20 protein-coding genes and 2 tRNA genes are annotated in these 20,486 nt (G+C 63.2%); 16 read left to right on the forward strand and 6 right to left on the reverse strand.

All coding sequences use genetic code 11. The annotated features are described in order from the left end of the window. Window positions 1-113: 113 nt before the first annotated feature. Window positions 114-1,031, reverse strand: a complete 918-nt coding sequence (locus VLT15_12080) for a hypothetical protein (protein HSR45949.1) — start codon at window positions 1,029-1,031, stop codon at window positions 114-116. 229 nt (window positions 1,032-1,260) lie between these two features. Between VLT15_12080 and radA the strand changes: the two genes are divergently transcribed. The 8 genes from radA to rlmB all read left to right on the forward strand — a co-directional run bounded on the left by radA (window position 1,261) and on the right by rlmB (window position 8,841). Continuing rightward, on the forward strand, window positions 1,261-2,550 hold the full coding sequence (radA, locus tag VLT15_12085; GenBank protein ID HSR45950.1) for a DNA repair protein RadA: 1,290 nt from the start codon (window positions 1,261-1,263) through the stop codon (window positions 2,548-2,550). A 68-nt stretch (window positions 2,551-2,618) separates the two neighbouring features. Further along, window positions 2,619-3,686, forward strand: coding sequence for a DNA integrity scanning diadenylate cyclase DisA (gene disA, locus VLT15_12090; GenBank protein HSR45951.1), 1,068 nt, complete (start codon window positions 2,619-2,621; stop codon window positions 3,684-3,686). A gap of 50 nt (window positions 3,687-3,736) precedes the next feature. Next, window positions 3,737-4,576 (forward strand): CarD family transcriptional regulator, encoded by an 840-nt coding sequence (locus VLT15_12095; GenBank protein HSR45952.1) that lies wholly within the window; start codon window positions 3,737-3,739, stop codon window positions 4,574-4,576. 11 nt (window positions 4,577-4,587) lie between these two features. Then, the gene (locus VLT15_12100) at window positions 4,588-5,652 is read left to right on the forward strand and encodes a TRAM domain-containing protein (protein ID HSR45953.1); all 1,065 of its coding nucleotides are present in this window, start codon (window positions 4,588-4,590) and stop codon (window positions 5,650-5,652) included. Then, window positions 5,649-6,254: a 2-C-methyl-D-erythritol 4-phosphate cytidylyltransferase gene (locus tag VLT15_12105; GenBank protein HSR45954.1), complete on the forward strand. Its 606-nt coding sequence runs from the start codon at window positions 5,649-5,651 to the stop codon at window positions 6,252-6,254. The genes VLT15_12100 and VLT15_12105 overlap by 4 nt, the downstream gene beginning before the upstream one ends. Continuing rightward, the gene (gene ispF, locus VLT15_12110) at window positions 6,251-6,730 is read left to right on the forward strand and encodes a 2-C-methyl-D-erythritol 2,4-cyclodiphosphate synthase (GenBank protein HSR45955.1); all 480 of its coding nucleotides are present in this window, start codon (window positions 6,251-6,253) and stop codon (window positions 6,728-6,730) included. Before VLT15_12105 ends, ispF begins: the two co-directional genes overlap by 4 nt. A 13-nt stretch (window positions 6,731-6,743) precedes the next feature. Then, window positions 6,744-8,144, forward strand: a complete 1,401-nt coding sequence (cysS, locus tag VLT15_12115; protein HSR45956.1) for a cysteine--tRNA ligase — start codon at window positions 6,744-6,746, stop codon at window positions 8,142-8,144. Beyond that, window positions 8,122-8,841 (forward strand): 23S rRNA (guanosine(2251)-2'-O)-methyltransferase RlmB, encoded by a 720-nt coding sequence (rlmB, locus tag VLT15_12120; GenBank protein HSR45957.1) that lies wholly within the window; start codon window positions 8,122-8,124, stop codon window positions 8,839-8,841. Before cysS ends, rlmB begins: the two co-directional genes overlap by 23 nt. Window positions 8,842-8,972: 131 nt before the next feature. Here the strand turns inward: rlmB and VLT15_12125 are convergent, their stop codons facing one another. Next, window positions 8,973-9,581, reverse strand: coding sequence for a sensor domain-containing protein (locus VLT15_12125; protein HSR45958.1), 609 nt, complete (start codon window positions 9,579-9,581; stop codon window positions 8,973-8,975). Between the two features lie 241 nt (window positions 9,582-9,822). On the opposite strand from VLT15_12125, the gene VLT15_12130 reads away from it, so the two are divergent. Further along, window positions 9,823-10,524, forward strand: a complete 702-nt coding sequence (locus VLT15_12130; GenBank protein ID HSR45959.1) for a DUF6629 family protein — start codon at window positions 9,823-9,825, stop codon at window positions 10,522-10,524. Here VLT15_12130 and VLT15_12135 read toward each other — a convergent pair. Further along, a complete protein-coding gene (locus VLT15_12135; protein ID HSR45960.1) occupies window positions 10,521-10,913 on the reverse strand; it encodes a VOC family protein in 393 nt (130 codons plus the stop codon). The genes VLT15_12130 and VLT15_12135 overlap by 4 nt on opposite strands. A 67-nt stretch (window positions 10,914-10,980) precedes the next feature. Here VLT15_12135 and VLT15_12140 point away from each other — a divergent pair, with 67 nt between their 5' ends. The 3 genes from VLT15_12140 to VLT15_12150 all read left to right on the forward strand — a co-directional run bounded on the left by VLT15_12140 (window position 10,981) and on the right by VLT15_12150 (window position 15,971). Then, window positions 10,981-12,039 carry a ferritin-like domain-containing protein gene (locus VLT15_12140; GenBank protein ID HSR45961.1) on the forward strand — a complete coding sequence of 353 codons (1,059 nt, stop codon included), beginning with the start codon at window positions 10,981-10,983 and terminating at the stop codon, window positions 12,037-12,039. A 651-nt stretch (window positions 12,040-12,690) separates the two neighbouring features. Continuing rightward, window positions 12,691-14,658, forward strand: coding sequence for a glycosyltransferase (locus tag VLT15_12145; protein HSR45962.1), 1,968 nt, complete (start codon window positions 12,691-12,693; stop codon window positions 14,656-14,658). Further along, on the forward strand, window positions 14,655-15,971 hold the full coding sequence (locus VLT15_12150; protein HSR45963.1) for a glycosyltransferase: 1,317 nt from the start codon (window positions 14,655-14,657) through the stop codon (window positions 15,969-15,971). Before VLT15_12145 ends, VLT15_12150 begins: the two co-directional genes overlap by 4 nt. A gap of 74 nt (window positions 15,972-16,045) precedes the next feature. On the opposite strand, the gene VLT15_12155 is transcribed toward VLT15_12150, so the two are convergent. The 3 genes from VLT15_12155 to VLT15_12165 all read right to left on the reverse strand — a co-directional run bounded on the left by VLT15_12155 (window position 16,046) and on the right by VLT15_12165 (window position 17,382). Continuing rightward, window positions 16,046-16,111: transfer RNA gene (locus VLT15_12155), tRNA-OTHER, on the reverse strand. Between the two features lie 273 nt (window positions 16,112-16,384). Further along, window positions 16,385-16,876, reverse strand: a complete 492-nt coding sequence (locus tag VLT15_12160; protein HSR45964.1) for a DUF3592 domain-containing protein — start codon at window positions 16,874-16,876, stop codon at window positions 16,385-16,387. A 430-nt stretch (window positions 16,877-17,306) separates the two neighbouring features. Further along, window positions 17,307-17,382: transfer RNA gene (locus VLT15_12165), tRNA-Thr, on the reverse strand. 63 nt (window positions 17,383-17,445) lie between these two features. Here VLT15_12165 and VLT15_12170 point away from each other — a divergent pair. Genes VLT15_12170 through VLT15_12185 form a run of 4 tightly spaced genes read left to right on the forward strand, consistent with a single transcriptional unit; the run spans window position 17,446 to window position 20,416 of the window. Further along, on the forward strand, window positions 17,446-17,724 hold the full coding sequence (locus VLT15_12170) for a DUF3263 domain-containing protein (protein HSR45965.1): 279 nt from the start codon (window positions 17,446-17,448) through the stop codon (window positions 17,722-17,724). Next, complete coding sequence (locus tag VLT15_12175) at window positions 17,725-18,306, forward strand: LytR C-terminal domain-containing protein (protein ID HSR45966.1); 582 nt, start codon at window positions 17,725-17,727, stop codon at window positions 18,304-18,306. Next, the gene (locus tag VLT15_12180; GenBank protein HSR45967.1) at window positions 18,303-19,178 is read left to right on the forward strand and encodes a hypothetical protein; all 876 of its coding nucleotides are present in this window, start codon (window positions 18,303-18,305) and stop codon (window positions 19,176-19,178) included. Before VLT15_12175 ends, VLT15_12180 begins: the two co-directional genes overlap by 4 nt. Beyond that, on the forward strand, window positions 19,175-20,416 hold the full coding sequence (locus VLT15_12185) for an AI-2E family transporter (protein HSR45968.1): 1,242 nt from the start codon (window positions 19,175-19,177) through the stop codon (window positions 20,414-20,416). The genes VLT15_12180 and VLT15_12185 overlap by 4 nt, the downstream gene beginning before the upstream one ends. Window positions 20,417-20,486: the final 70 nt, after the last annotated feature.

Raw genomic sequence — 20,486 nt, forward strand, 5'->3', positions numbered from 1 at the left:
CGCCCTACATAGTCACGATCATCGTCGTCGCCGGAGTCGTCGGCAGGGCCCGTCCACCGGCGGCCGATGGCCCGCCCTATATCCAGGATTGAGCCGGAGTCGGCTCGTTGCGCTCAGCTACCGGGCTTCCCGTAGAACTCCAGCTCTGCCAGCGCCAGCTCCGAGAACGGTATTCCGACGTTCCCGGTGGCTGGGTCGGTATAGGCCTCGGCAGGATAGGTTCCGGTGACCCTGATGGTCAGCTCGGTCGTGGCCAGTGTCTGGATCCTCACCGATTGAGGCTGCGATCTGTCGTCCAGTGTGAAGTTGAACGGCGACGTCACATCGTTGGCGATGATCTCGAGGTCCTTGATCCGGTAATTCCTCTTGAACTTCTCCTCATCGGTCACGTTCATGATGACGATCGTCTCGAGTTGGACGGGAGAGCCGAAGGTGATGACGAACTCTGCGCCTTCGCCTTCGAGGCTCTTGTCGTTCCAGTAGGTCTCGACAGATTCATCCTTGAGGTTCTCGCATGGAAGGCTGTCGAACTCCGAGGAGCATGAGATCAGCAGCACCGGCAGCTTCTGGGTGGCAGGGACCGTCGCAGGGGTGGCGACGGTACTGGAGGTGTCGGTGGCGGCCGTGTCTTCAGGAGAGTCCCCGGTGAGGGCACCGAAGGCCCATGCAACGAGGAGAACTCCTGCCAGGACGAGGGTGATCATGATCGCCGCGCGCACTCCGGCGGACACCTGGAGGAGCGGCTGCGGCGCAATCGGGAGTGGGCCCTGTGAGAGGCGAGCCCCGCACTCTTCGCAGTGCCGGTTCGTTTCCGGGTTGCCTGCGCCACACGACGGGCAGGTCACCGAGTCGTAGGGAATGCTCGCCACGCCGGAGCCGGCGTCGTCCAGATAATCGTCCGGCGGCGCGCTGTCGAGATCGAACTGCTCGAACTCGTCATCCGCCAGGGGATCGACCCATTGACCGCATTGCGGACAGAACTGATCATCTGAGAAGTGGGTTCCACAGTTAGTGCAAGTGTGTTCGCTCAACCAGAGTCCTTCCGTCGTGGGTTATTGTGCCATGCATCGATGGTGCTTTGGGCGATCAGGACCGCTGAAACATGGACTCCGGGAGATTATGTCGGTCTCCTGGTGCTGTTGACGGTCACTTCGGCAGCCGGCTACTGGCTGCGTCGAGCTCGCAACGGCAGGGATTGAGCTCTTCACCCGTTGCGCAGTCCGCCCCTTTTCCGTCACATGCCGTCGATAAGATCGCCGCATGACGTTTCATTGCGGCGAATGTGGCTATCGATCAGGGAAGTGGATGGGCTTCTGTCCACAGTGCCGGTCGGATGCCGGCTTGGTCGAAGATGACCGGGCTCGACACTCCCGACCTATTCCGACGCCCGTTCCGCTTGCGGCTGCCGGCAAGAAGAACGTGGTGCGAGCGGCCGTCGGGATTGCCGAGATCGACCGGGTGCTCGGCGGAGGCTTAGTACCAGGCTCGGTTGTCCTCGTGGGCGGCGAGCCCGGTGTCGGCAAGTCGACCCTGCTCCTGCAGATGGCCGGGAGCCTTGCAAGTTCAGGCAGAAAGGTGTTGGTCGCGACTGCCGAGGAGTCCGAGGATCAGGTGGGGTTGCGGGCCCATCGCCTGGATGTGAGCGACGATGATGTCTTCCTGCTCGCAGAGGAGGATGTCGATACCGTCATTGCGGCAACCGAAGAGCTGCGCCCCGATGTACTGATCGTCGATTCGATTCAGGCTGTGAGTGTCGCCGAGGTGGGGAGCGGAGCGGGCTCGGTGGCTCAGGTTCGGGAATGCGGCGCTCGTCTCACGAGGTTCGCCAAGACGCAGGAAGTAGCGGTGGTATTGGTCGGCCATGTCACCAAGGACGGCGGGATAGCCGGGCCCAAGCTGCTCGAACACATGGTTGACGTTGTGTTGTACCTCGAGGGGGAGTCCGACCGGGGTTTGCGGACACTGCGCAGCCTCAAGAACCGATTCGGCGCCACCCATGTAGTTGGGCTCTTCGAAATGGCCACCGGCGGCCTCATCGAGGTTGCCGACCCTTCCGCAGTCTTCCTGGCAGGATGGCGCCATTCGGTGGCGGGATCCGTGGTGGTGCCTGCAGTCCAGGGTCGACGGCCGGTGCTGGTCGAAGTCCAGGCTCTCGTCGCCCCCACGAGGCTCGTCCAGCCGCGCCGCAGCACCCGCGGTTTGGAAGCAGCCCGCCTCCACCAGCTGCTCGCGGTCCTGGCCCGGCATGGGGGTATCCCATTCGACGATCGCGAGGTCTACGTCGGCCTCGTGGGCGGCCTGCGCGTGGTCGAGCCGGCAATCGACGTGCCGGTTGCCCTGGCGCTGGTCTCTTCGCTGCTCGATAGGCCGCTCGGCAAGCTGGCCGCCTGGGGTGAGGTAGGCCTCACCGGAGAGATCAGAGCGGTGCCTCATGAATCCCGTCGCCGGGAGGAAGCCCAGCGGTTGGGGGTGGAGCGAATAGTCGCTCCTTCCGACGTTGCCTCATTGCCGGAAGCGCTCGAGTGGGCGGCCCTGACTCCCGGCAGTTGATCGCCGGACTGCTGCGGGTCGACCGTTACCTGCCGCCCCCCCGGCACGTGTAGTACCCTCTGCAGGAAATGTCTGGTCCCGTCACTCTTCACCAAGTTCTCGAACGCTTGGCACCGGGAACTCCGCTGAGGCAGGCCGTCGAGCGCACCATCCAGCAGCGAAACGGTGCACTCGTCATCCTGGGTTTCGATGCGAGCGTCGAGGGACTCTGTAGCGGCGGTTTCGAACTCGCCAACTCGGCGTTCACCCCGGCCAAGCTTGCCGAACTGGCGAAGATGGATGGGGCAATCGTGATGAACAATGCCGGCGATCAGATACTCCGCGCCAACGTGCACCTCTTGCCGGATCCAAAATACGGTACGGATGAGACCGGCGCCCGCCATCGGACTGCCGAACGGACCGCCCAGCACACGGGCAAGCCGGTTCTCAGCGTGAGCGAGGATCGTCGTACGGCCACCCTGTTCATCGACGGAACCAAGCATGAACTCCTCAGTCCGACTCTTGTGGCCGCCAGTGTCAATCAATCTCTGCAGACTCTCGATCGGTTCCGGAGGCGCCTGGACGACGCAGAAGAGATACTCACTCGCTCGGAGATGGCGGATCTCGTCACGTTTCGCACGGTTCTGGCGGTGCTGCAGCGATCTGAGCTGGTGCGGAGGATCGGCCAGGAGATCAAACAGGACGCGGTCGGCCTTGGCGAGGAGGGAAGTCTTATCGCCCTCCAGATCGCCGATCTGATTCATGGGGTCGATGAGCTTCGAGAACTCATTCTCGCCGACTATGTTCGCCCCAATCGTCGTAGTCGGGTTCTGGGAGCGCTCAGCGACCTCGAAGCTATTCCGACGGTGGATCTGACCAGCGCCGAGGCCGTGGCCCAGGCGCTCGGCCTGGACCAGCCGGACAACGAGGCGAATGCACGCGGCCTACGGCTCCTGTCACAAGTTCCCAGGCTCCCCGATACTGTCCGCACGGCTCTGGTCAGGCACTTCCGCAATCTTCAGGGATTGCTCTCTGCTTCGGCGGCCGATCTCGAGCGAGTGGAAGGTGTTGGGGCTGCGCGAGCCGAACAGATCCGGCAGTTCTTCGATCGGATGCAGGACCGAACACAGATGTGGCAGTCGACCTTCCCCGACTGACGGGCTGCGGCCGACGCGAGGTACACTGGCTCGCCCCAACGAGAGTGTCCATGGCAACAAAGAAGACCCCTGCAACTGAAAAGCCTGCCGCCGCTGCCTCGAAGAAGGCGGCCGTTGCCAAGTCCGCAACCAAGACTGCGGCTGCCAAGAAATCTACAGCCGGGAAGCCGGCGGCGAAGAAGCCCGCGGCGGCCGCCAAACCCGCTGCTTCAAAGAAGACCACCGCCGCCAAGAAGCCCGCCGCCAAGAAGCCCGCGGCGGCCGCCAAGCCCGCTGCTTCCAAGAAGCCCGCCGCCAAGAAGACGGCGTCCGCCCCAACTCCCGCGGCCAAGCAGGCGGCCGTTGCTGAAGCTGCGGGCAAGACTGCTGCACCGCGGCGCAGGAAGAAGGCGTCGCCGTTCAGCGTCGGCGACAAGGTAGTCCATCCGCATCACGGAGCTGCCGTGATCACCAAGAAGACCAAGCTTGAAGTTGCCGGAGAGAAGCGCGACTATTTCGTCCTGGCGATCGCCACCGACCAGCTCACCGTCTCCGTCCCCATCGACAATATCGAGGAGACCATTCGGCCGGTCATCTCCAAAGCTGCCGCCAAGCGAGTCTTTCAGCTCTTCAAGGACGACCCGCAGGAGGCCGGAAGTAACTGGTCGCGTTGGTACAAGGTCCTGAACGAGAAGATGACGAGTGGCGACATTTACCAGGTTGCCGAAGTCGTCAGGGACCTGACGTTCGCCCAGCAGACGAAAGGCATCTCGCCCGCACTCAAGCGCATGCTGAGCAAGGCCCGGCTCACCCTCACGAGCGAGCTCCAGTTCGCGCTGGCCATCGACGAAGAAGAGGCAACCAAGAGGCTCGACAGGGCGCTTCCCAAAGTAGAGATCGAAGAAAGTTAGGGAGGGCCGCTGTGGTCGTTGAGGCCGTTCGCCTGCTGATCACGTTGGTCTTGACCGCCGTCGGTTTCCAGCTCGGAGATGCCCTTTCCGACCGTTATCCGGAAGCTTTTGGGTTGTCGGATACGGCGTCCGTGGTCGGTGCAGTCCTGGGGGCCGGAGTCGGCTATGTAGGCGGCGGGATATTCGGCCGCGCCTTTCGAGTCCGCCTCGAGGTAGCGCCGGAGCGATTGGTGGCACGGGTTTCCGGACCGAGCCTCTTTGCGGGGGCATTCGGGGTGGTAGCCGGCTTGCTCGTGGGGATTGTCATCTCGATTCCCGTCGTCCTGCTTCTTCCCCCGGCGATCGGCTGGCCGCTGGCGGCTCTCGCCGTACTGCTGCTCATCCTGATAGCCGTCCGGGTCTTCATGGCGCGAGCCGAGGATCTGCTCGCGGTAGCGGGTCTGCGCAGCCGGGGGCCTCTGCGGGCCGTCACTCTCGAGGAGGATGAGCGGGCACATCTGATCGACTCTTCGGCGGCCATCGACGGCCGCCTGCTGGCGCTCGTCCAAACCGGCCTGGTGGAAGGCCGATTGTGGGTCCCGGCTTTCGTCGTCGACGAGCTGCAGGGTCTCGCCGATGCCGGTGACGCCGGTCTGCGGCGACGCGGGCGTCGGGGACTCGAGGCACTCGAAGCGCTGCACAGCGCTACGCCCGAGTTCATGGTTCTCGAAGAGACCGTGCCCGAGTTCGACGAGGTCGACGCCAAACTGCTCCAACTCGCTTCCAGGGCCGGCGCCCGCCTGGTCACAACGGACTACAACCTTTCGAAGGCGGCGGAACTGCGCGGCATAGTCGTTCTCAATCCGAGCGTTGTGGGGGAGAAGCTGAAGCCGATCGTCAGCACCGGGGAGACTCTCACCGTGACCATCTCCAAGCCCGGCAAGGGAGCCGGGCAAGGTATCGCCTATCTGGACGACGGGACGATGGTGGTTGTGGAGGAGGCAGGCAGCCTGGTAGGCCATGACATCGAGGTGGTGGTGACCAGTACTACGAGGACGGCAGTGGGCCGGATGTTGTTTGCCCGCCCCGCTTCATGAGCATCTCAGGAATCGTCGTTGCCGCAGGTTCAGGGCGTCGGTTCGGCGCCATGAAGCAACATGTGGAACTCGACGGTGTGCCGGTGTGGCAGTGGGCGCGAAGGGCACTGATCGAGGGCGGTGTCGATGAAGTCGTCGTCGTCGGTCCGGTCGAGGGCGGCATTCCCGGTGGCTTGCGCCGGCGCGACTCGGTGGCGGCCGGTCTCGGCGAGATTTCCGATCAGGCGACTTTCGTTCTCGTGCATGATGCGGCGCGGCCGCTGGCGAGCCCCGACTTGGTAGATCGAGTCATCAAACGTCTGCAGGAAGGGGATGTCGACGGAGTTGTTCCGGTTGTTCCAGTCCGGGACACACTGAAAGAAGTCTCCGGGCAAGACATCGTCCGCACCGTCGACCGTTTGAACCTGGTCACCGCACAGACACCCCAGGGTTTCCGCGTCTCGACGCTCGCCCGAGCACACGCATCGATCACTGCAGATGCCAGCGACGACGCGTCGATGGTCGAAGCCGCAGGGGGCACCGTGGCCTGGGTTGCCGGCGATCCGGGTAATTTGAAACTGACATTTCCAGAGGACCTGAAGGTTCTGGAGGCCCTGTTGTGAGCAGTGTCGGCTGGGGCTACGACGTTCATGCGTTTGGTGGGCTCGGACCGCTGGTACTGGCCGGAGTGATCATCGATCCGGATCGAGGATTGGCCGGGACATCCGATGCGGACGTCGTGGCGCACGCCGTTTGTGATGCGCTTCTCGGTGCGGCCGCATTGGGTGATCTGGGGCAGCTCTTCCCGTCATCCGACCCCCGGTGGCTGGGGGCAGATTCGATGGCCTTGCTGGGCGATGTGGTCGGCCGCTTTGTCGGCGCCGGGTTCGCCGTCTTGCATCTCGATGTGTCCGTGGTTGCGGAGCGGGTTCGAATCGCGCCGTATCGGACTGCCATGCGAGAGCGTCTGGCCGCCGCTTTGGAAGTCGGAATCGACAGGGTCTCTGTCAAAGCGACAACCACAGACGGCCTCGGTTTCGTGGGCCGCGATGAGGGACTTGCCGCAGTGGCGGTGGTGACCGCCTCGGGACCCGCCTAGCATCCGGTCCCGCATGCAGTTCTTCAACACACTCGGACGGACCATGGAGACGTTCGTTCCTCGCGATCCGGGCAAGGTTTCGATGTATGTGTGCGGTCCCACAGTGCAATCCGAGCCCCACCTTGGCCATGGGCGGGCGGCTGTGGCGTTCGATGTGATTCGCCGCTATTTGAGGTGGCGGGGGTTCGAGGTGACTCATGTCCAGAATGTCACCGACATCGAAGACAAGATCATCGCCGCGGCAAACGAACGCGGGGTGCCGGTAGCCGACCTCGCCGCGGAGATGACCGCGCGCTTTGATGCCGCGTATCGCAGCCTCGGGGTCGAACGACCCGACATAGAGCCCCGGGCAACAGAGCATATAGACCAGATGCTCGACCTGATCTCAACTCTCGTCGAGCGTGGCCTGGCGTATTCCGCCGGCGCCGACGTCTACTTCGCAGTCCGATCCCTGCCCGGGTACGGGAAGCTCTCCGGAAGAAACCTGGACGACCTTCTGGCGGGTGCACGTGTCGCAGTGGGTGAGGACAAGCGAGACCCTCTCGACTTCGCATTGTGGAAGGGAGCGAAAGAGGGGGAACCCCGGTGGGATTCTCCTTGGGGTCCGGGTCGACCCGGCTGGCACATCGAGTGCTCGGCGATGGCGGCCGAGTATCTGGGCGACGGCTTCGACATCCACGGTGGGGGAGTGGACCTGATATTCCCGCATCACGAGAACGAGATCGCTCAATCTGAGGGTGCAGGGGCAGCCTCTTTCGCCCGCTACTGGTTGCACAACGAGATGCTGAACCTCGGTGGAGAGAAGATGGCCAAGTCCACCGGCCACGTCATCGACCTCGCCACGGCCATCAGTCTGTTCGGGGGGCCAACGGTCCGGCTTTTCTACCTGCGCGCTCACTATCGGTCTCCGCTCGAGTACTCGGAGCAACTGCTGAAGGACGCCGGAGCTTCGCTGGAGCGGTTGCAGGCTTTCCACCGTCGTTCTGTCGTCAGTGAGTCTCCGGCGGACCCGCAGCTGATGGGGCGGTTCACCGCGGCGATGGACGATGACTTCAACACCCCGGACGCGCTCGCCGTCGTCTTCGAGGCGGTGAAAGAGGGGAACCGCCGGCTCGACGAGGACCTCGATGCCGGTCCGGCGATCACGGCGTTTTCCTCGATGATCGCCGTCCTCGGCCTGGATCTGACGGGCACGGTTGGTGATGATCTGGGCGGGCCGCTCGGGGCGATCGCCGACCGATTCGGTGTCAAAGGCTCCTCGACCGACGAGATCATCGCCGGTCTGCTGGCATTGCGAGCACGGGCGAGGGATGAGCGGGACTGGGCGACCTCGGACGGCATTCGCGACGATCTGGCCGATATCGGAGTGATTGTGGAGGACGGGGTCGATGGTGCCCGCTGGCATCGGGGATAGCGTCGAAGGAGTTCATGCGGTGCGGGCGGCGCTGGCAGCGGGCCGTGTCGACAAACTGCTGGTCGATCGGCGCCGGCGAGACGACGTCGACGGCATGGTCGGTACGTCCGCAGTCCCCGTCGAGTTTGTCGACGATATCCGAGCCCACGCGCGGACCGAGGTTCCGCAAGGATTCGTCGCCCGATGTCGTCCAATCGCAACGGTCTCGCTGGAGGAGGCGATAGGGCTTGCCGATCCGCCGGCTCTGATGGTGCTCGATCACGTGGAGGATCCGCACAATCTCGGGGCGGTGGCGCGTTCGGCGGGCGCCGCCGGAATACCCGCCCTCGTCGTCGGTGGTCGGAGATCGGCACCCATAGGGGCGGTGGCATTCAAGGCGGCCGCCGGTGCGCTGGAGCATGTGCGCGTGTGCATCGTCAACTCGATCCCGGACGGAGTGGCGAGATTGAAGAAGGAGGGCGTATGGACCGTCGGGCTGGCCGCGCACGCGGCGGACAGCCTCTTCGGACTGCCGCTCCTCACCGAACCGGTCGCCATCGTCGCCGGCGCCGAGGGCAAGGGATTGAGCCGGCTCGTGGAACAGCGGGTCGACGTGCGGGCCTCTATTCCGATGAGCTCCGGTGTCGAAAGCCTCAACGTCTCGGTGGCGGCTGCGCTGGCGATGTTCGAGATCGGCAGAGCGCGCGGAAGCCTATGACGGTATGCGGGTCTGTTTCGGCAGGCCCGTGTCAGTCCGAACACGCGCCTTCTTGAACCAGGAGCGCATGACCCCCACGACTCACTGGTCGCGCGACCCGATCATGCCGCCGAATCCGGCATGGTCTGCGGTCATTGATGGCTGGGGCCCAGCATCGCCCTGGCGAACTCGCCCCACACTCGTGCCATCCCGTTGATCGCATGGATCAGCACAAACCCGACCAGAACGGCCAACACTGCCAGCACGATCGCCTCACCCAACGTGTCGATGATCCACACTTCGTCGATCCATCCACGACCGTCCAGGAACCAGGATCGCTCGTAGAAGAACGGCGCGGTGACCAGGGCGAATACCGATGCGGTAACGGTGATCATTACAAAGGAAACGATTCCGAAGACAAACTCGGTGAAGAGGTAGAAGACCCGCTTCCATGTCTCCGAACTCGTCACCAGGGCTTTGACCTTGGGCCACAATCCGCCTTCGACCTCAAGTCGATGGGCGGCCGGTGTCTCCTGTCCGAGAAGGAGATTGGTGGTGGTCCGTTCGAACTCCCCCATGCCGTAGGCGGCCGCCAGCACCCCAACCAGGATCGGTATTCCCAGCAAGGTGATGGACAATCCGAAACCGAGCGACAGTCCGGTAACTAGAAATACGAAATAGAAGATGCCGAGCGGGAAGGTCAACAGAAGGTATCCGAAGTTTCTCCACGTCTGCGGTTTGGCTACTACATCAAAGAACACAGCAAACCTCCTGGCGATCACCCTACGCCGAATACGAACCGCCTGATACGGGCATGAGGAGACCGGCCGGCAGGAAGCCGCACGTGGCTCGAGGGCCCTACGGCCCTGGTGGCCGCACCATTTACCCTGATATCGTGAAGGAGATCGGCTCGCCCGGCCCGGCCGATTCATCGGCCGCGGTAAGAGGTGACCGACTTCGGGAACGGGTTCCGGGGCGTATCTAGGTGAGGCGGAGCCGACCGTGTGCTTTTCACCTGAGGCGGATCTCATCGCCGGAGTTGTCATCACCGCCATCGGTGTTGACACGCTCCGCAGCGTCGAGCATCCGGCCGAGCGACCGCTGGCTTCGCTGCCTTTGATCTTCGGAACTCATCAACTGATTGAATCCCTCGTCTGGTGGGGTGTAGACGGCTGTGTCGGAGAAAGTGTCTCGCAGTGGTCCACCTGGCTCTATCTGGCCCTTGCGTTCGGCTTGCTTCCCTGGTTCGTTCCATGGGCGGTGCAGCGCATCGAGCCGCGGCCGCGGAGAAGGTCCCTGATGGCGCAACTGGCGGTGCTCGGAGCTTTCGTCAGCCTCCTCTTGATGTGGGCCATCATCGTCGGGCCGGTCGAAGTCGCCGATGCCGGATACCACCTCGATTACTCGGTATCCGTCCCCTACGGTGGCTACGTCGTAGCCTTGTATGTGGCCGCCACGTGTGGATCGCTTCTCCTTTCCTCCGACCGGTATTTGGCGATATACGGAGCCGGCAACCTGCTGGCGGTGAGTGCTCTGTCGGTATTGCTCTTCACGGGAGTCATATCACTCTGGTGTGTGTGGGCTGCGATCACCAGCGCAGCCATCGCGGTGCACTTGCGACGGGCCGACTCACAGCGAAACCGGTTTCGAGCGGTCGGGATGAGCGGAGGCGGAAAAGCCTCGCCAAACCGACCCGTCGTCTAGCCGGCGGGAGCCAGCTTGGCGGGTCGCGGCCGAGGGTGCTCGCAGAGTTCGTAGTAGTTCCCGTCGGGTGCCCTGAAGTAGAACCAGCCGTGCCCATCCCTTCCCCGCTCGATGCTGGTGAGGCCATCGGCTCCGGCCTTCTCCAGTTCGCGATGGGCGGACTCGATATCGTCCACCCACAGCCCGGCAACCGGCCCTTGGTCGAGCTGGTCGTGCTCAACCGAATCGGGGCCGAAGAGTTCCAGACGGTCTCCGTTCTCCGCGACGAGTTGCGTGAATCCCGGAACATTCAAAGCGACCCGCAAGCCCAGGTGTTCGGCAAAGAAGTCGGACGTCGCCTGCCGGTCTTTGGTGGCCGAACCGACCCAGATGATTCCCTTGACCCGCACATTCCCTCCTCAGATATCGGAAGCCTACAAGCGGTCGAGCAACTAGATTCGAACTCGGGAGGTGCCGATGCCGATCGCAACACCGCAAGACCTGCGAGAGCACATAGAACTCGCCGTAAAGGTGGAGTTGGCGACTATTCCGCCCTACCTGTTCGCCATGTACTCCATTGAGGATCGAAACTCCGAACCGGCGCTCTTGATCAGGAGCATCGTGGCCGAGGAAATGCTTCACGCGGCGCTTGCCGGCAACCTGTTGCTGGCGGTCGGGGGCCGCCCCCGGTTCGAAACGACCGCTTTGATGACGACCTACCCGGGACTCCTGCCTCACCACGTTCCGCCACTCGAGCTTCGCCTCGAGCCCATGTCGCAGACACTCGTCCGCAACGTGTTCATGAAGATCGAACAACCCGAAGAACACGGAGCCCCCGCCGAACCTGACGCATTTGAGAGCCTTGGCCAGTTCTATCACGCACTCGAGCTCAGCATCGGCGATCTCTCCGAACGCTTCGACTTGTTTGGCGATCCCCAGGCGAGCAGCCAACTTTCCGACCCGACGTTCTATGCTCCGATCGCCTACGACGCCGACGACAGCGGCGGTCTCATGCTCGTGGACGGCCCCGAATCCGCCCGGGCCGCCATCGAGGTGATAGTGCATCAAGGTGAGGGGTTGAGTACCGCTCGCTGGGCCGATCCTGCCCATCAGGAACTCACCCACTACGCCAAGTTGTTGCAGATCGCCTCCGGCGTGAGTCCGCTCGGCAACGTACTGGCGGTGAGATCCGACCCGCGCACCGTCGAGTTGCCGAAGGCCCTGCAGCCCGTGTCCGAGCTCTTCAACGCCAGTTATCGCTACCTCTTCTTCGTGCTCTCCGAACTTTTCGGGCCCCTCGAGGACAAGGGCAGGACGGTAGATCGCATGTATCGACTCATGGTGGACGTCATGTCTGAACTCGCATACTTCCTGGTGCGACAACCGATCGGCGGGGGAGAGTTCGCCGGACCCACTTTTGAGATCTTCGAGTTCGGCTCAGACGATCGGAAGGGTGAGCTGGCGGGTCTTGCCGGACGGGCCGTCGAGCTCCATCCCGATCTCGCCCACATCGCTGAGGCAATCGAAGTCCTCTAGACGGCAGTTTCAAACGTATCCTCTTCGTGGTGTCGGGGATCGCACAAAGTGCGTTATCGCCTCAGGTCGACGCGGACGGTTCAACCGGCGACCAGTAGCAAGCAAGGCAGAGGTCGTCGAGAGCATCGGGCGGATCGTGAACCGGATCACGGCAGCCCGAGCCCCTGTGACCGAGATCAGAACCGCCGAACCGAGCAGCAAGCCTGCCACGGCGCGCCACAGAGGTTCTGCTTCCTTCCAGCGTCGCCACCAGGACGATTGCGAACAGCCCCCTGCATCGTGAAAGCTTCTGCAATCCACTCCAAGGCAGGGAGGCGGCGAATGCCGGGTTCGATCGGGGCGAATCCGACAATCACCTCACGGGTCGGGATGGCATGGCCAACCCCAATGGGCGACGAGCACCGAAGCCATGACCACATGTTGCCGCATTCGCCGGACGGCGATACATCATTGTTCTTCCGGGTCGACACCGACCGTATCGCGAGTTTGCGGTGCCCGCCGTGGCCGCGTCCAGGGCCGAGCCGTGGTGGGCTGTCCGGTCGAGACGGAGGGGACACGAACCGCGAAAACCTCCGCCTCGTCGGCCGCAGAAGGGTCTGCCCGGCATTCCCACTTCGGTGCCGCTGCAAACCCTCCCATCCGTTCCCCCCGGTGGAACCGTACAAGTTGCACATGCTCACCACCTATCCCAATGAAGTTGCAGGAACAACGGCCACCCTGGCTCCGTTGTCCGGTGATGCCGGAGTGCTGGAAGGTTTGCGGGCGCTTCCACACATCGTCGAACTCGCCCGGCAGCATGCTTTCCCCGATGAGATCGCCGGCACGCTCGTGGATGTTGCCGAGGGCCACGCCGACGACCCTCTGGCCGCCTACGTGGCGCTTCAAGCTGCGTCCCGGGTCCCTTCGAGCATCGTGGACAAGGCATTGTCGCGCTTCATCAGGAGCGATCATCCCGGATTGCGAGAGCATTCCGCGTGGGCATTGAGCCGCCGTCGTCCCATGTCGTCTGCAGTCCCCTATCTCGTCGACATGGCTGCTGCCGGTGGATTCGGCCGGATGATGGCCGAGTTGGCCTTGGAGAACTGGCTTCATCTCGATCCTTCCCTACCGCTGCCGCCTTCCGTACACGGCACGCCGCTCGACGCTCGCCTGCGGTGGTTGGCTTCGACACCTGCGTCACCGCGTCCGGGCGCCCGGAGGTCGGGGGGATTACGGATCGCGCAAGTCCTAATGCAGGGAAGGGTCGACGGCCGCCTCACCTCGGCCGGGTCGGGAGACGGAGGAGGTTTGGCCACCTTGCAGGTAGGCCTCACCGGCGCGCTGGCCGATCATGATGCGGTGGCCGACACCTACCTCATCACCCGGCGACTGCCCGCCGCCGAGGGTGTCTTCCATCTGGAGAGGGAACACATCGGACGGCGTGGGACACTCGCCCGGCTCGAGTTCGGACCGCCCCGATATCTCTCGACGTCCGAGATGTGGGCCTGGCGGGCGGACATCGAGCGCTCCATTCGCCGTCTATTGATCTCGGAAGGCCCCTTTGACGCCTTGCACCTCCGTTTCGCCGATGCCGGCACCTTCGCTGCGGCCCGTGCCGGCCGGGCTCTGGGTATCCCCGTATTCTTCACCCTCGCCCCCGATCCCCACTCGGTCATTGCCGCCGACGAGGCCTCAGGCCGGCTGAACCGGGCCGGCTTCGCGGCCGCCGATCTGGAGCATCATTACGTGTTCAGGACCTGGTTGATCGAATGGATGCTCGAGCATGCAAGGCGACTGGCCCTGATCCCACGACCCGATCACACCAGACAACTCCTGGATCTGGTCGGTGTCGACATCACGGCCGATCCCGGCCGATTTCAGTCGATAGCAGAAGGAGTCGACTTCGGAGTGGCCGAGCGCGCCGCGCGGCAGGTGAAGACGGCTCAGGACGGAGTTTCGCGACAGGGAATACTTTCGCACCTCGAGGACGCCATCGGTCGACTTCCTGAAGGTAGGCGCGGACTGCCGCTCATCGTCACAGCCGGGCGGCTCCATCGGGTCAAGGGGATTGATCGGCTGGTGCAGGCCTGGTTGACCGATTCGGCTATCCAGGAATCGTTCAATCTGGCCGTCGTCGGCGGCAACCTGGTCGAACCCAGCTCTGAAGAACGGCTGATCCTGGATGCGGTGGAGGCGCTGCTCGGCGACCGCCCGGCCGAGGACGTAGGTCTGTTGATGCTCGGTAATCGAACGCACGAGGAGGTGGCCATCCTGCTGGCCGCCTCCTCTGCCGGAATGCCGGGACTCGTTGGGCCGAATGGGATCTATGCCTGTGCGAGCGACAAGGAGGAATTCGGACTGGCCATCCTGGAGGCTCTGGCAGCAGGTCTACCCGTGGTCGTTCCCAGGGTGGGCGGTCCTGCGACCTACGTTGATCACGGCTTCACCGGACACCTGACCGACACCCGTTCCGTTCCGGATTTGCAGCAAGCGCTGCACTGGGCTTGTGAGACCCGGTTCTCTGAGATTCGGGCCGACGCCGGCCGCCGGCTCGTGAAGACGGGCTACAGCATCGCCGCTATGGCTGATGAGCTGGTCGACTTCTATCAGGCCGATGATCTGGAGGAGGCCGCCGGGTGAACGTGGCGCTGATTATCAGCCCAGACTACGCCTCCCACTACTTTCCTCTTTCCACCGTTGGGAGAGCGCTTGCCGAGCGCGGATACCAGGTGACGGTCGCGACCGGTCCTGCTCTGGAAAGGAGTGTGTGGAGGGACGGATTCGCATACCGCCGGCTGGTGCTTGGTCCGGGGAGCAATCCCGGTCTCATCAGAGAAGACGGCCAGCCTCCGGGTGAAGACGAGAATCTGGCGGCCTTCTTCGAGGCAAGCCGGCGGGGTATGGTCCCGACGCTCCTATACCAGGCCCGTCGGCGGCTTCACGACTTGCTGTGGCAACCTGATCAGGTGATGTCCCGCCTCGGCGGGCTGCTGGGCCGCCTGCAACCTTCCGTGGTTATTTGCGACCAGCTCTCGTATAGCGCCACCGCCGCCCTGCGAGCCCTGCAACAGCCTTATGTGGGGTTTCTTCCCGGTCACCCTTCTGCGGTCGCACTCGATGTTGCATACGGGTATCCACCCAGTCATCCGGGCCGGCTCACCGCCGCGGATTGGGACCTCGCCGAGCTTCACGAGGTCTGCCGCAGTGTTGCCGAGCAGTTCACCGCCCGGTTCAACGAGGCCGTGGCGCGACACAACCCGAACGTGAGCGGCGTCGAGGATGCGTTCGCCGCAACGTCGGGAATGCTGACCCTCGTGAACTACCCGGGTGTGCTGGGCCGGTCCTACCGGTTGCCGGCTGATTGTCGCTTCATCGGCTCGGCCGTTCGACCGGTCGAGCTGCCCGCACGGCTGCGAGAAGTGGTTACGTCTCGGGCAAGGCCACGGGTCTATGCATCTCTCGGGAGCTTCTTCTCGACGCGTCGCGACATACTGCAGAAGCTGGTGGATTCGTTCCGTCGCCTCCCGGTTGACCTGATACTCGCCACAGGAGTAACCCCGCCGGGTGAGCTGGGCTCGCTCCCCGAGTCGTGGGTCGTCGAACCGTACCTCCCTCAACCAGCTCTGCTACCTCATTGCGACCTGGTGGTCACCCACGGCGGGAACAACACCGTGACCGAAGCCCTAACGGCCGGAAAGCCCCTGCTGGTTGGACCGCTCTCCACAGATCAGTTTGCCGGAGCCGCCGACATCGAGCGGGCCGGCCTGGGCCTGGCGTTCGACCCCAATCATGATGACCCGGGTTCCATCGCCGACCTCGCCGAACGGGTGCTGGGAGGTTCGGCAGTCGATGAGTCGAGGCGCCTCGGCAAAGAACTGCGGGCGAATCCAGGCCCGGAATTGGCAGCAGATCTAATAACACGACGAGGTACGGTCACAGCGAGAACCGCCTGAGCAGGGCTTCCGGGGGAGCCGGGGAGCGGAGTCGAATCTGCCAGAAACCCCCGCTGACCTGGGGCTTCTTCCGGAGCCGGGTACCGGAATCTAACCGATGGCCACTTCTCAGAGTGGCGGTCTACTTGGCTGACCTGGGCAAATGCTCAAGAAGGAGGTCTGCCCTGGGATTTCACTCCTCATCCTTTCGCGGCGTTTCTCGCTGTATTCCGTACTCTCACAGACCCCACACGGACCCGCCGACGGATTCCGGGCAACTATCTCCTGGACGCCCGCGGACCGTCGCCGGCGTTTGTGGCCGTCGCAACACTCCCGTGCCCCTTGCCGTCGCCGAAGCATCCGTGGCGATTTCCGGCCCTTCCTTCTCCTGGTTCTCAGGATCAATCGAGATCATCAGGCAGGAATGCCGGGCGCTAGCCGGTTCGGAGCTCTAGGTATTCACAGATTGGTTCGAGAAACTCGTTCCGAATCGAGCTACACGCCTCACGGGCGACACCAAACATCAGGGCCACTCCTGCCAAAGCTCCGACCATCCAGAGCAGAGCAACACTCAGCTTCCAGTACGGGTTGGACGACCAATGTTCAATCACCGCAATGTCAGGCTTCTCAGGATTCACACGAACCGGGACGGAAGAACCTTCGGGCAGTTCCCACCAGGCGTGTGGCACTTGAAACTCGCCACTGTGATACCCAGAACCCGACCGCCATCGAACCGTCAGAAAGAAATCAGACGGCGCATCACCTTTGGGAGCGCTTTCGAACCGGCGGTCCAGGATCTCGGCCGCTTCAACCACACCGGACATCCGCAACCGAACAGCCCGTACCGCCTTCCTGACCGCCCCAAACGACATCCGAACACCGCCCGCAAAGAACCCAAGGCCCACCACAAACACCACAATGTCCATATCGACCAACCATAGGGCACCGCCAACCGTCGAGAAAGCTTCACACCACCGGCCCATGGAACGTCATGCCGGTAGGAGCGATGACATGAAGCGAAGAAACGGTCGTGGAGGGGAGCAGAGCAAGGGGTGGAGCTCCGACCAGAACTCGGCATCCTTCAGAGACATCACGGCTATCGAGAAAGACCCCTTGGCAGCCAAGAACAGTTGGGTCGACCGCCACCGCGACCTGATTCGATCCCTAGAAGCGGCCGGGCACTCGCTGACCTTCTCGGTTCATCCGGATCGGTCGGCGACAAAAGGAGCAGATCGTGACGCTGCGGACCGTCTCGACGATGCTTGGACTGGATCTGTGACGGACCCACGACCAACTTGCGGGCACTTCTATACCTGACATCGCAGCAGAAAACCCACACTGACCTGGGGCTTCCTGTGGAGCCGGGTATCGGAATCGAACCGATGACCACTTCTTTACAAGAGAAGAGCTCTACCGACTGAGCTAACCCGGCGATGGCGGACAGAATAGCGTCGTTCGGCGAGGAGCCGATATTGGGCGAAATACCCCGGTTCTCATGGCTCCTTCGATAGCCTCATCGTCATACGTGGCCCTTTCTCAACGCGACCAATCGGTCCTCGACTTCGAACGCTCCTGGTGGTTGATACCGGGGCCGAAAGACCGCGCCATCGGTAAGCACCTGGGAATGAGTGCGACGCAGTACTACCGCACCCTGAAGCGCCTGGCAGACGATCCCGCTGCGGTGCAGTACGATCCACTGACGGTTCGACGACTCCGGCGGTCGGCCACTAGGAAGAATGTGCGGGTATTGGCCGCGGAAGGAGAAGACCTCTAGATGGGCAGGCATGCTTCGCCCGGGTACGGTCGATTCACGCGAGAGCTCACCTCGTTCGCGGTGAGGCTGTTCCTTGTCGCCGTCGTCTTCTTCGGGGCGATCTGGGTCCTGGTCACCGTCGTTCCAGACTGGCTGGGCAACGGTGGCGACGAAGACACTGCGCTGGCGACGGATCAGACCACGTCGACGACTGAGGAGTCGGTTTCTTCGGTGCTCGACTCCGTCCTCACTCCCCCGACCGTCGGCACACCTACCACCACCTCGACGGCTCCGGAGACGACGACGACGGTGCCTCCGGAGCGTTTGCCGGCCGACGTCGTCGTTCTTGTGCTCAACTCGACGAACAGAAGTGGACTGGCGGCTTCCGCGACCGCAGTGCTGGCGGATCTCGGCTATCAGACACTCGAACCCGGCAACGCGACCCCGGTTTTGAGCGATTCAGAGATTCACTACTCATCGGGGTTTGCGCTGGAGGCTTTCACAGTGGCGGCACAGTTCCCCGATGCTGTGGTGGCGCCGGACCCGGAGACAGATCCAGCCGCCGACATCGTGGTCATCCTCGGGACGAGCTACGTTCCGTGACCGGGCTGACGGGCAGACGGTTCTCGAGCGTCTGGCCGATCTGGGCCTGGACCATGGTCGCGTTCGGATTCGTGGTGACGGGGATCGGTGTATTCGGTGGGGTGTTCGCCCGATCGTTGGTGCTCGACCTCATCTCTTTCTGGCCGGGTCTGATCCTGGTGATGCTGGTGGCGGCGGCTCTGTATCCATTTCATCGAGGGGAGTGGACCCGACTGGCGGCGGTCGTGCCGCTTCTCATCCTGACGTGGCTCGGATCGACGATCGCCCTGCATTTGGCCGAATGGAGCGTGCTTCCCTCGGCGGCTGCCGACTTCGCCGGTCCTTCGGCCACCGGTATTGAGGAGGCAAGCCTGACCATCGTCACCGGCGGTGATTTGGCAATCGACTTCTCGGGAGCGGCTTCTTTGTATGCAGTGAAGTCGGTGCGGCGCGGCGGTTCGACTCCTGCAGCACGGAGTTTCGAGCGGGTCGACGGCGGGTCTGCGCAAGTGGTGATCGATCAGCGCACCCCGGACACCTGGTTTCTCACGAGCGGGTGGCGTGTGGAACTGAACGACGCCGCATCCTGGAATATCGTCCTGGATGCCGCCTCCATCGAAGCCGACCTGAGCGGAGGCAGCTTGTCGTCCCTACGATTGGCGGGAACGGGTGACGTCCTCCTCTCGGAACCGTCGGGGGACGTGCAGGTCTTCGTTGACGGCCGGTTCGGGCTGAGTCTCCCGTCGGGGGTAGCGATGGTGGTGACCGGGGATGACGTTTCGGTGCCCGCCGGTTGGACCGGTGCCGGTGGCGAATGGCAGTCGCCCGGATCCGGCGAGGGATACGTCGTCACGGTAACGAGTGGAGCCTCCTTGGTGGTCAAAGACGCATGACGATACCGACGCCCTATGAGCGCATCCGCAAGGTGGGAGTCACGATCTGGACGGCCATTGGGGGATTCGCCCTTCTTGGTCTCGTCACGTGGATTCTCATCCAGATGCATGTCATCTGGTCTCCGGTTGTCTTTGCGGTGGCCATCGTGTACGTGCTCAATCCGCTGGTCAGTCGCCTCGAATCTCGCCACATCCACCGGTTGCTCGGGTCCTGTATGTCCTACCTGCTGCTCATCTCGGTCTTGACCGCCATAGGTTTCCTGGTGGTACCGATAATCCGGACACAGGCGATAGCACTCGCCGAGGAAATGCCGGTGATCATCGATCGAATCTCGGAAGCTGCGCAGAACCTGGGCGACCGTTTCGACGTCACCATCGAGATGCCGGGATTCGACGCAGTCAGCGACTGGTTCTCACAGACTGAGAACCAACAGCGCTTGACCGACGTGGCGTCCGGTGTATTCGATGTTGCGGCGACCGTCGTAGAAGCGGTCCTTCTGTTCCTGCTCGCTCCGGTGCTGGCCTTCTACATGCTCGTAGATGCACCGGCAACGCGGCGAGTCGCCCGAAGTCTGGTGCCGGAGGACATGCGTGATGAGGTCATGCATGTATCCGGTCTTGTCGGCAGGGCTCTCGGAGGCTTCGTTCGCGGCCAGTTGCTCGTAGCGCTGATCGTAGGAGTGCTGACGAGCTTGGCTCTGTGGATAATCGGCCTGCCCTTGTGGTTGATCATCGGAGCGATCACCGGCCTCCTCAACCTCGTTCCCTTCGTCGGTCCTACTTCCGGCGGGGTCCTCGCCGTGGCGGTATCGCTGGTTCTCGGCGACTGGCGCATGGCCCTCTGGGCTGCGGTGGCAATGATCATCGTGCAGCAGATCGACAACCATCTGATCAGTCCGATAATCCTCCGCGCGACGGTCAAGCTGCATCCGGTGATCATCATCCTGGCTCTGCTGGTCGGAGGGTCACTCGCCGGGTTGCTCGGTGTGCTGGTAGCCGTCCCGACGGCTGCGATCGCCAAGATCATCGTTGCGCACATCTGGCGCACGCGCGTCCTCGGCCAGTCGTGGGATGAGGCAACGCAGGCGGTCCTCTTGGAGTACGATCCTCCGTCGGCCGAGAACCTCCTGAGTCGATTCCAACTGATCCGCGACCTGCAGGTGTCGAAGGGCGACGTCTCGCACCAGCCCCACGGCGTGCCGGATGACTCGAGGGACGATCTCGAATCTGACGACTGATCGACAAGGGCCGGCCGCCCGGGACTCCTGCCCCGAGAATCGTCGGCCGGAGAGCAGCCCCTTTCGACCT

Source organism: Acidimicrobiia bacterium, assembly GCA_035471805.1.
Lineage (GTDB): Bacteria > Actinomycetota > Acidimicrobiia > Spongiisociales > JAHEDJ01 > JAHEDJ01.

What these genes read in the sequence shown, in the direction of transcription:
- radA (HSR45950.1), top strand. Translation starts at nt 1,261, where the DNA reads ATGACGTTTCATTGCGGCGAATGTGGCTATCGATCAGGGAAGTGGATG.
- disA (HSR45951.1), top strand. Translation starts at nt 2,619, where the DNA reads ATGTCTGGTCCCGTCACTCTTCACCAAGTTCTCGAACGCTTGGCACCG.
- VLT15_12095 (HSR45952.1), top strand. Translation starts at nt 3,737, where the DNA reads ATGGCAACAAAGAAGACCCCTGCAACTGAAAAGCCTGCCGCCGCTGCC.
- VLT15_12105 (HSR45954.1), top strand. Translation starts at nt 5,649, where the DNA reads ATGAGCATCTCAGGAATCGTCGTTGCCGCAGGTTCAGGGCGTCGGTTC.
- cysS (HSR45956.1), top strand. Translation starts at nt 6,744, where the DNA reads ATGCAGTTCTTCAACACACTCGGACGGACCATGGAGACGTTCGTTCCT.
- VLT15_12140 (HSR45961.1), top strand. Translation starts at nt 10,981, where the DNA reads ATGCCGATCGCAACACCGCAAGACCTGCGAGAGCACATAGAACTCGCC.
- VLT15_12160 (HSR45964.1), bottom strand. Translation starts at nt 16,876, where the DNA reads ATGGACATTGTGGTGTTTGTGGTGGGCCTTGGGTTCTTTGCGGGCGGT.
- VLT15_12170 (HSR45965.1), top strand. Translation starts at nt 17,446, where the DNA reads ATGGCTCCTTCGATAGCCTCATCGTCATACGTGGCCCTTTCTCAACGC.
- VLT15_12175 (HSR45966.1), top strand. Translation starts at nt 17,725, where the DNA reads ATGGGCAGGCATGCTTCGCCCGGGTACGGTCGATTCACGCGAGAGCTC.
- VLT15_12185 (HSR45968.1), top strand. Translation starts at nt 19,175, where the DNA reads ATGACGATACCGACGCCCTATGAGCGCATCCGCAAGGTGGGAGTCACG.